General features: G+C 44.6%; 12 protein-coding genes. 8 read left to right on the forward strand and 4 right to left on the reverse strand.

Going from position 1 to position 10239, the window contains the following annotated elements; all coding sequences use genetic code 11:
- Window positions 1–405 precede the first annotated feature (405 nt).
- Entirely contained in the window at window positions 406–669 is a 264-nt protein-coding gene (locus tag QUB24_RS08230; protein ID WP_333152312.1) for a hypothetical protein, read from the forward strand.
- On the opposite strand, the gene QUB24_RS08235 is transcribed toward QUB24_RS08230, so the two are convergent.
- The gene (locus QUB24_RS08235; protein WP_333152314.1) at window positions 660–836 is read right to left on the reverse strand and encodes a hypothetical protein; all 177 of its coding nucleotides are present in this window, start codon (window positions 834–836) and stop codon (window positions 660–662) included. The two genes, QUB24_RS08230 and QUB24_RS08235, sit on opposite strands and share 10 nt — an antisense overlap.
- On the reverse strand, window positions 799–1326 hold the full coding sequence (locus tag QUB24_RS08240; protein ID WP_333152316.1) for a P-loop NTPase family protein: 528 nt from the start codon (window positions 1324–1326) through the stop codon (window positions 799–801). Before QUB24_RS08240 ends, QUB24_RS08235 begins: the two co-directional genes overlap by 38 nt.
- Window positions 1327–1683: 357 nt before the next feature.
- Between QUB24_RS08240 and QUB24_RS08245 the strand changes: the two genes are divergently transcribed.
- Together QUB24_RS08245 and rph are read left to right on the forward strand one after the other, a co-directional pair.
- A complete protein-coding gene (locus tag QUB24_RS08245) occupies window positions 1684–2238 on the forward strand; it encodes a nucleoside monophosphate kinase (protein ID WP_333152386.1) in 555 nt (184 codons plus the stop codon).
- 144 nt (window positions 2239–2382) lie between these two features.
- Complete coding sequence (gene rph / locus QUB24_RS08250) at window positions 2383–3102, forward strand: ribonuclease PH (protein ID WP_333152318.1); 720 nt, start codon at window positions 2383–2385, stop codon at window positions 3100–3102.
- A 211-nt stretch (window positions 3103–3313) separates the two neighbouring features.
- Here rph and QUB24_RS08255 read toward each other — a convergent pair whose 3' ends face one another.
- Window positions 3314–5704 (reverse strand): tetratricopeptide repeat protein, encoded by a 2391-nt coding sequence (locus tag QUB24_RS08255; RefSeq protein WP_333152320.1) that lies wholly within the window; start codon window positions 5702–5704, stop codon window positions 3314–3316.
- Window positions 5705–5955: 251 nt separating this feature from the next.
- On the opposite strand from QUB24_RS08255, the gene QUB24_RS08260 reads away from it, so the two are divergent.
- The 5 genes from QUB24_RS08260 (at window position 5956) to QUB24_RS08280 (ending at window position 8483) form a co-directional block, all read left to right on the forward strand.
- The gene (locus tag QUB24_RS08260) at window positions 5956–6156 is read left to right on the forward strand and encodes a hypothetical protein (protein ID WP_333152322.1); all 201 of its coding nucleotides are present in this window, start codon (window positions 5956–5958) and stop codon (window positions 6154–6156) included.
- A 249-nt stretch (window positions 6157–6405) separates the two neighbouring features.
- Window positions 6406–7500, forward strand: coding sequence for a peptidoglycan DD-metalloendopeptidase family protein (locus tag QUB24_RS08265; RefSeq protein ID WP_333152324.1), 1095 nt, complete (start codon window positions 6406–6408; stop codon window positions 7498–7500).
- 170 nt (window positions 7501–7670) lie between these two features.
- Window positions 7671–7892, forward strand: coding sequence for a CopG family transcriptional regulator (locus QUB24_RS08270; RefSeq protein WP_333152325.1), 222 nt, complete (start codon window positions 7671–7673; stop codon window positions 7890–7892).
- Between the two features lies 1 nt (window position 7893).
- A complete protein-coding gene (locus QUB24_RS08275; RefSeq protein WP_333152327.1) occupies window positions 7894–8175 on the forward strand; it encodes a hypothetical protein in 282 nt (93 codons plus the stop codon).
- A gap of 5 nt (window positions 8176–8180) precedes the next feature.
- Window positions 8181–8483, forward strand: a complete 303-nt coding sequence (locus tag QUB24_RS08280) for a type II toxin-antitoxin system PemK/MazF family toxin (RefSeq protein WP_333152329.1) — start codon at window positions 8181–8183, stop codon at window positions 8481–8483.
- A gap of 260 nt (window positions 8484–8743) precedes the next feature.
- Here the strand turns inward: QUB24_RS08280 and QUB24_RS08285 are convergent.
- Window positions 8744–10239, reverse strand: a 1496-nt coding sequence (locus QUB24_RS08285) for a CHAT domain-containing protein (RefSeq protein WP_333152331.1), incomplete at its 5' end; no start/stop codon positions are given.

Here is a 10239-nt window from a genome sequence, read left to right on the forward strand (position 1 = left end):
ACAAAGAGTGAATTTTCTTGTGGAACAGGCATCTTGCCTGTTCATAAAAAACTTATTGAGAATGGTGCAATATCTCAGTAAAAGGAAGGTAGAAGGTAGAAGGCAGAATTTATTAGTCAGGCTGCACCCCAAGCGAAGTCGAAGTGTTAGTTATGAAATATAGCCTTTCTCAGTAACATGAGGTGCACGCTTGATATAGGGCATCGGGCATCGGGCATCGGGCATCGGGCATCGGGAATACCTCAGCAAGATTGAGAACTGCTATAGTTTTGAGTTGGGAATTAAAGAGTTAATAAGTGTGGAGTTTAATCATCTGTTATGTAAAAAGTAGCTCTAAAAAAAGCGAAAAATAAGATATAATCACAAACTATTTTTTTTGTGCTATGTTCTTAGAGAAGGGCAAGTTTGCAAAGTCAAAAGCCAGTCTTCGGTCGTGGCCAACGAGGGGGACTGGCTTTGGCTCCAATTTACCAAGGAGATTTATCTAGTATGTTGCAAGAAAAACGTCTTAAGCCGTGGACTATAGTTCGCTCACTTCCAAATGTGGAAAAGGTGGTTGTGGGTGAGTTTCGCAGTTGGTCTGATGCTGACGGTCACTTGAAAATTCTCAAGCGGATGGTGCCGACGGATCGATTAAGTGTTGTGTTCGATCCGGTAGTTCAATCGTAACGTCGCTGGTAAATTGATCGGCGTGCGATCGCTCTTTGAGCTAAGCGATCGCCTCTTTTTTTTTGATACTGTTTTTTTACATAAAAAATGCGATCGCTAAACAGGCGATCGCAAATAGAATGATTGTCCTTAACTGCGGCGAATTTCAGTAATTTGGTCGGCAACATCCAAAATTCTTTGGGGCATGGATGGCCCGGTAAAAATCATATCCAAATGATGCGGCTTGTTGTCAATCAATGCCACCACTTCGGCTTCGGGAATCAACCCCAAATTAACCGCTAAACTCAATTCATCGAGAATAACTAAGGCGTAACGACCTTCGCGCACCGCATTTTGAACATACTCCCACAATTGTTCGATCGATCGCGTCTCCAGCTCATCTAAATCAGCATTCTCAATGCTGCGTGACAAATCGCAGCGCACCCAATCTAAATTTTGCCCCAGCCGCACCGGATGCTGGTGCCCTTGATTAATTCCCCCTTTGAGGAACTGCACCGCTAGCACCGGAGCTCCCTGTCCTGCAATTCTGAGGGCCTGAGCCATGACACTGGTAAAAAAGCAGCGGTGCGGGCCTGTAAAAACTTGCACCAGCCCTTGAACTGTGTAGGGCAAGCTGTGGGTTAAATTGAGTTTAGGGGTTTGTAACTGAGCAACCATAGGGCAATATTTAATCAGCAACTAAGTCTTGAGTGCAGCTCCGACCTTGACGCGGCTGAAGCCTGCTTGACAATATATAGTGTACTGGGCCGAGTGCACATCGGATCAAACACTATATATACAAGTTGTCAAAAGCTAGCGGCAGTGGCATTCGCAGTCGTTTGTTCGATTTTTGAACTTAACTAGCACTTAGGCAGAAAGCGGTTGTTTTTACTAAAATACGGCGTGGAGCTTGACATTTATACAGTTATAGGGTAAAAAACCAAGGTGATGAGAGTCTTGCGGCGTCCTGGACTGTGAAGAAAAAGTACACACATCGCGTAAAATTTGAATGTCGCGGCACTAGGAGCAGGGACTGTGAGAGTGGTGATTCTGGGAGGGCCAGGAGCGGGAAAGGGAACTCAGGCTGAACTACTGTGCAGCAATTTGAGCCTTCCTTTGCTGGCTGTGGGGGACATTCTACGGGAGGCGATCGCAGAAGACACAGATTTAGGCAAGCTGGCGGTGTCTTATGTCGAAAAAGGGGAATTAGTTCCCGACGCAACTATGATTGAATTCTTTCGCCGCCGGCTGCTGCTGTGGGATGTCTTTAATGGCTGGGTGTTGGAGGGCTATCCGCGAACGGCTTTTCAAGCTGAGGAGTTGGATTTTTTATTAGAGGATTTGGCGCAGGAGCTAGATTGGGCCGTTTGGCTGAAAGTGCCGATCGAGGTTTTGCTGAGTAGGTCGATCGAGCGCGATCGATCGGATGACCATCCTGAAATTTTACAGCGTCGGCTCGATTTGTTCCACGAACGCACTATTCCTCTTTTAGAGTATTACGAACACCGCAACAAACTGTTAACTATTGATGGCGCTCAATCTCCACAACAAGTCCAGCAGGATATTCTAAAAATTGTCAGTAGTCAGTAGTCAGTAGTCAGTAGTCAGTAGTCAGTAGTCAGTAGTCAGTAGGAAGAATTACGAATCCCCGATACTTCGGCTACGCGAGCGTACAACTGTCCCAATGCCCAATGCCCAATGCCCAATGCCCCATGCCCAATTACTAATTAGCTTATGTCTTTCCAACGTCCCGATGGCAGACAACCAAATCAAATTCGTCCGATTAGTTTCGATCGACAGTTTACCAAATTTGCTAGCGGTTCCGTACTGGCGAAAAGTGGCGATACTCAGGTACTTTGCAGCGTTACAATCAAGCCGGGAGTGCCGAGATTTCTGGAGAATACCGGACAAGGTTGGCTGACAGCGGAATACCGAATGTTGCCGGGATCTACGCCGCAGCGGCAAGAGCGGGAATTTATGAAGTTATCGGGGCGCACTCAGGAAATTCAGCGGTTGATTGGCCGGAGTTTGCGATCGTGTTTGGATATGCAACTATTGGGAGAACGCACCATACTTGTCGATGCGGATGTTTTGCAAGCGGACGCGGGGACTCGCACGACTTCAATTACTGGCGGGTTTGTGGCTGTGGCTGACGCTTTGAATAAGTTGGTGCAAAAAGGTGATTTGGTGCGATCGCCCATTATTCGTCAAGTGGCGGCCGTGTCTGTGGGACTTTTGGAAGGCGAGCCGTTTTTAGATTTGAATTATCTGGAAGATGTGGCGGCTGAAATTGATTGTAATGTGGTAATGAATGGAGATTTGAATATCATCGAAATTCAGGGAACTGCGGAAGAGGGAAGTTTTAGTCGGAGTCAGTTAAATCAAATTTTGGATGTGGCAGAAACCGGGATTCAAGAATTGTTGGAGGCTCAGCGGCAAGCTTTAGTTGAGTAGGGACACTTCAAGAGCCCATTGGTATCAACTTAAGACTAAAATCCTGATAAATCTCGTTTTTACCTGAGTCTCGATCCCCCTAAATCCCCCTTAAGAAGGGGGACTTTGAGAAGATTCCTGTCCCCCCCTTCGTAGGGGCGGTGCCCCCGTGCCCGCCCTTGGTTAGGGGGGATCGGGCTTAACTGAACCGTATTGATTTATATATCCAAAACTAAACTTCGTCGCTCTTACCTATGGCCTTTCGCACTTTCTCAACTTGGTTAGGTGCTTCCATTTCATTGAAGAGTTGAATCGCCTTTTGAAACGCAGTCTGACTCTTCTCGGCATCACCCATCTTTTGGTAAGTTAAGGCAAGCTGATAGTAAGCTTCAGCTAAGTCACATTTTGCGCCGATTTTGTCTAGCAATTCGATTGATTCTGAATGATGGGAAAGCGCTGTTGCAAATTCTCCCTGTTCTCGATAAAGCTCTGCTAGACCACTTAAAGCTTTAGCCTTAACCTGAGTGTAGTGAGTTTTTTCGGCAAATGCGATCGCTTGGCGGAACATTTCAAAAGATTTTTCAGGTTCTCCTAAATTTTTATAAGTTAGGCCCATAAACAATAAGCTATATCCTTTACTCCAATAACTATTATCTATTTTAGAAATAACTAATTCTGCTTGTTGTGCATAACTCAGAGCGCTCTCTTTAAAGCCTAAACATGAGTTCAAAAATGCTAAACAGTATAAATAGTCTTTCTCATTCTTAGACAAGCCATGTTCTGAATCGTGATGATTACAAATAACTTCTATGTTTTCAAACAATTTGACAGCTTCTTCAAGTTCCCATAAATCGATTTTACAAAGTCCTGTATTAATTAAAGACCAAGTTTTCCACTTTTTAGCCTCAAAATATATTGAAGGGCTTAAATTAATAGATAAAAGGGTACAGTCCGCTGCTTTGAATGATAAACTGTGACATTCAATTGCTGGGTTTATATATCCAGTTAACCAGTAGAAATCCCCTAAAAGATTATACAACCACATACTCAGTATATGATTATCTTTAACTTCGCTAATAATTGAATTAATTGAATAAACCATTGGTTGTAACAAACCCAACCTATAAAACGCAACCCCCAGACGTTCTCCCTTTTTCCAACTGGTATCTCTCCTTCTCACAATTACAGAGCCAGCTTGCTCAAAGTCGTTAATTTTTACACAGTGATAGTAAGCCTCAAAAGCCCTCAGTGCATCTTCTACAGTTTCAACAGTCTTAGCACTATCCGTCCAAAACTCTGCTGCTTTGCGATTCGCCTCTTCCCAATCTTCACTTGCTCTCAAACGTGCGATCGCCTCTTCCCGAATCATCGGATGCAGCCAATATTCTCCTTTGCAGAATTCTACCAAAGAGCGATTTCGCAACGATTCAATAACTCGTCTGCGCTGTATTTCTGGCAGATCCCACAATAAACACAACAATCCTTCAGCGCTCACAGTCGGCACATCTTGATAGCGATAGCATCCTAAACGGCAGAGGAGTTTATAGGCGGCGGAGTCGAGTTCTTGGAGACGGTTAAACTGACTGGTTACTAAATTTTTTAAATCTGTCTTAACTAACGGATCTGTGAGATTTTCCCGCCAATAAGCCACCATATTTCCGTCAAAGTCCTCTCGAATTGCACCGCACAAAATACCCATTGCTTTTGCATTACCACCATAGGTGTTGTGCATTGCATTGAGAGTCGGAATATCAATATCAATATTGCGACTGCCGAAAAACTGTTGCCATGCCGATTCATCCAATCCGAGTAATTCGTAATGATCGACACTCACTTCAGGATCACACAGGCGATCGCGACTGGTAATTAGCGTCACTGACAGTACCGTCGAGTCAGCCAAAATTCGCAACAATTCTATATAGCGGCGATGGGGTTGAATAAATCTACCTTGTCCATCTAGCGCTGGTTCCAGGTTATCAATCAACACTCCTACTTTGCGCGTTTGAAGTTGTCGTTTGAGCCGGCCAAGCATCACTCCAAATTCCCGCCCCGGTTCTTCATCAAAGTCTCGCTTCAGCCATTCTTCAATCACGTTTTCGACGGGAGTAATATTTTCCGTCTCTTTCGCCATCGGGATTTCTAGCACTAAATCAAACCCTTGGGAATTGAGATATTGCCGCGCCAAGGTTGTTTTACCTATACCGCCGGATGCTTTGATGACGATGATTTTTGCGCCTTGGTTGATGCGGGTGTTGAGCTGGGCGATCGCCCCTTCGCGTCCCACAAAATTGTGGTTTGGTATTGAGGGATGTGCGATCGACCCTTCAAATTGTATAATCCCAGCCTCAGAGTTCTGTTTTTCGAGGCGCAGGCGTTGTTCTAGCGTCGATATCAGATTTCTTTTCGCGATCGGCTCACCCAAAGCAGCCGATAGGAGTTTACATAACTTGGAGCTAACTTCTTTGGCGTAACTCTCGTTACAGGAATAAGACTCGGCAATTTCGCTGAGTGACTTACCTTCCAAAGCTCCCCGAAGAATGTTCGTTGGCAAATCGTCTAAGGGTTTCCCGGTTTGGGCCACAATTAATCGTTTAGCCAGTTCTAATGCCGCTTCGATATCCATAGCTTTGGTAAAGGCAGTTTTATTTTATTATGCTTCAGCTTGAGCTTTATTTTCGCGATGACCCGTCCAAACCCGTCTTTTACCAACCAAACCCGCCTACCAAAGTCCCAACCATAAGCGACTGACAAGCGTTTAAGCCATTGTTACTGTTTAGTTGTGGGTTGATTCAAATCAAATAAACCTACATAAACCACAACGAATTGAAGTCGAACTTGACACAAGTTTCAAAAAACAATAGGAGATTAACTAAGATGTCCGATCCAAAAGACACAGCCCGTTACGACGTATCTACTGATACCAACAACAGTGTTCAGTCCTCTTTTGCTACTGAGGGCTCACGAGAGACTACGATTCGCGATAACAATACTGGCAAAGACTACCGAGGTACGGGTAGCACTGACAAAGAATCGCGCGATAGTGCTTGGAGTCAAGTGCGTCAAGATAACAGCTAAAACCTAGCTACCTTAGTAGGTAGTCAATATTGATTACCTACTAAGTTTAGATAATTTTATGAATTTAATAGTTGCGATAAACGCGATCGCGCTTACCAGATTTTGATTATTTAGAGTTCAGTTATGAATTTATCTAACCCTTGAAGCACACATTAATTGAGTGCGAACCGGGCTATGTGAAACGCATAACTCTGAATTCGATTGCCCAATGCAAATACACAACCAAACATTACAACTGGAGTAACTACAATGTCCTTACCAACAACTGATAATGACTGGGACTTGAAAAGTGGCAGTAGGGATTATTTTGACAACAACCCTGCAACACCTACCTGGTCACCAAATCAGGATGCGTCACCTCAATTGAAGGATGTTGCCCGTAACCTCAGCCAAAAGCTGGGGGTTCCTATAAACGATTTCTTAGGACTTTCAGGAGGCTATATCTATGAACAGTCTCGTGCATACAAAGGCCCCCATGCAGGAATAGATTTCTTCGCAGGTGCGGGAACTTCCATTAAAGCCGTTGTTTCAGGCACCATTGAAAACGTCTCCAATCAAGCTGGTGGTTCCTTCATTGCTGTTCGTGGCAGGGACGGAAAGCGTTGGATTTATGGTCATCTAAGTAACTCACGTGGATTAGTAGCTAATCGAGACACCATTGAGGCTGGTGAAGAGGTTGGCAAAGTTTTCAATCTAGGCATCAGCTCACACCTTCACCTGGAAGTTCACACCGATTTCAATGCCCCAAAAACCGGCTTCTTCCAAAACAACGGGAATCCTGCTAGTATTGCTCTCTTGAAGCAGCAAACAATGAGTCCGCTCCAAGCTTTTTCGCAGTTGAATAACGGAGGCGGTAGCAATCCGAAGCCACCAACGCCAGGAGATGACATCATTACTGGTAATTCTGCTAGCAACAACTTAACTGGTCTTGGAGGTAATGACAAGATATACGGACAAGATGGCAACGACACCCTCTACGGTGAAGCAGGTAACGACTACCTGAACGGTGGCCCGGGCAACGACTACCTCGACGGCTATGCCAGCTTCAACAGAGCCGATTTCGACACCTTAGAAGGAGGGACTGGGGCTGATACCTTCGTTTTGGGGAATACCCGTCAGGGAATGTTCTACCAAGGCAACGGCCAAGCCACGATCGCAGACTACAACTTCCGCGATGATTATATTCAGTTGCGCGGTAATGCCAGTCAGTATCGCCTCACCCGTCAGGGCAATAATGATATGCTCATACAAACTACGGGCGGAGACACGCTGGCTCTTGTCAAAAACGTGACTGACCTGAGCTTTAATGTCACGTCTTCGCGTCGGGATTTTAAGTTTGTTTAACTTGCTTGTGCGTCTACAACAAATAGTATCTTTAGCAAGACTGGAAACTTGTGACAGGGTGTAGCGCTAAATGCTTACACCCTTTTTTCTGATTACTGGATTTGAGACGAAAATTTACTACTTGTGCTATAATTAAATAAAAATCTTTGTAATTACCAATTGCTAAGATAATGCAAGCTGAAAAAATATCAATTTCCCTATCACAATCGCTACTACAGTTTATTGAAAGCTACAAAATTGCTAAAGGATGTAAATCGCCATCCCAAGTAATTGAATTAGCTTTGGAATTGTTGCGGAATCAAGAACTAGAATCTGCTTACCGACAAGCCTCTAGCGAAGTAGACTCCGCTTGGGATTTAACAGTTGCCGATGGATTAACAGATGAAAAGTAACATGGATCAAACTTCTACAGTTACAATTAGCAATACATCTTATCAAACCCTCGCAGAAATCTCTGCACTCTCAGGAAAACCAATCGAAACAGTTCTCGAACAAGCGATCGAACAATACCGAAGACAACAGTTTTTAGCAGCAGCCAACCAAGCTTATCTTGCCTTACGCGATCGCCCAGAAGCTTGGCAAGAAGAACTTGAAGAACGGGAAGCTTGGGATATCACTTTAGAGGATGGTTTAGAATCACATCCGCCAAACCATCACGGGGTGATATATGGCTGATTGACTTGAACCCAACACGAGGAAGAGAGCAAGCTGGCAAGCGTCCCTGTCTAGTGACATCTGTAGATTTATTCAATCAGGGTGCTTCGGGATTAGTTGTCGTACTACCAGTCACATCGAAAGATAAAGGAATTCCCTGGCACGTCGAAGTTAACCCCCCAGAAGGAGGACTTAGACAGCGAAGTTTCATTAAATGTGAAGATGTGCGATCGATCAGTATAGAAAGATTTTTTGAACTGTGGGGTACAGTTTCTCCCACAACATTAATGATGGTAGAAGAAAGACTGCGTATTCTTTTGAATTTATAGCTAAAAAATATTTTTTTAGCTTTCATAAATATAAATAGCCCTCCTTCATTCCCCTGACTGAATTTGACTCCTCACCCACTGCCTAAACCCTCGAATCATCGACGTTTCCCCCACATCTTTTTGCGTTTCCAAAAATCCCATAATCTCAGAGGGCGACAAAAAAGCGAAGTGAGGAGAAACCTCCCGTTCTAAATATTCCTGACCTTTTAAAAAATCATTGATATCCCACTAATAACAAATCACTAATCACTAATCACCAATTACCAAGGACTCCCAATCATCACAAAAGCAGACCAATAATAAGGATGCGACAACTTTAAATCCGCAAACCCTTGCAGCGAAGCCGGCAACTCCACCCCCTCACCCCGACTCAAACCCCGCAATCGGCCGCCCTCCAAACGCACATCTCCCCGCAACATCGCAATTTGCGCTTGTCGCAGGGCCGCCCCCTTAATTCGCGCCGTCTTCAACTGCTGGTAAAACTCACTCATCAATCCCAAAGTACCTTCATCACTCACGTACCACAAACTTCCCAAAGCCGTTTGCACCCCGGCTTGCAGCGCCAAACCCCCAAAACCCAACTCGGCCTGTGCATCTCCCACCGCAGTCCGACAAGCACTTAAAACTAACATATTCACCTGCGGATCATTCAATCTCAAATCCCGTAATTGATCCATTCGTAGCCGACTATTCCACAACTGAATAAAAGAATTATTCGGTACTCCAGGTCGAAATTCGCCGTGAGTAGCTAAGTGAATAATGCCAAAAGGTCGGCTTTGATGCTGTCGCTTCAAATTCTCCAAAGTGAAACCCTCATTTAGAAAACTAACTCCCGGCCACTCTCTAGAAATAGCCGCTATTTCAGCAGGAACTGCCGGCAAAGGATTCAACTCGGAAAATTCCGAGGCACCCATTGCTAAAACTTGAGAATTTCTGAGATCGACGTAGCGGGTATCTGTTAAATTAATGCTGGGCATCAGGCTGAGATTGTACTTTTCCACCAAAAATTGCTGTCCGTCGTGCAAAGCAGCAAAGGGCATACCTCTCAAACCTCGATCGACAACAAAGGAAATAGTATCCGTTTCGCAGCTTTTCAAACTGTCCTCTAAAGGCGCAATCATCCACTTATAAAGTTGTTGCGAAGATGGTAGATAACTCGTAGTAGCCCGCACTCCCGGTTTGGTAATCTCACCCCTGAACTCATTTACAACTTTCAGAAGTTCTTGCCGGTTCGCTGACGGCACACTTTTGTGAACCACTTCACCGCAAGAATTTATCAGCATTAAATTTAATTCTTCGGGCTGCGAGAACAGATAAATTAAACTGGGTTTTGTGCCGGTTTGTGCACCCACGGATGCTAATTTTTTTTGAATTTCCTCTGGGGATACCAACTCGTTGCTGATGTTGATGCCTAAATATTCCCCGAATTCTTGGCTGAAAGATTTGTCCAGCAGAGACAAAGCTGCCGATATTTTTCCGGCCTCCAAATTCCTGCCGATGTCGCCGCGAAATGCTGACTGAATAACTGAATCTCTGATATTTGAATTGATGAAATTTCTCAGTCCTCTGGGAGATTGGATTCTTTCGGGCGGCATCCTTTCTCCGGGTTTTCCTATATCTCGCGATATTCTGTTTTGGTTCTGCCGCTGTTCGCGAGTAAAGGGTTGGTTGCGATCGAAAAAAAACGATCGCCCTCTATCAAATCGCGATCTATCCCTTGGTAATATTGGGGGGGAATTTGAGTTATTGCGATTAG

The sequence above is a fragment of the Microcoleus sp. B9-D4 genome (assembly GCF_036705105.1).
Classification (GTDB): Bacteria; Cyanobacteriota; Cyanobacteriia; order Cyanobacteriales; family Microcoleaceae; genus Microcoleus.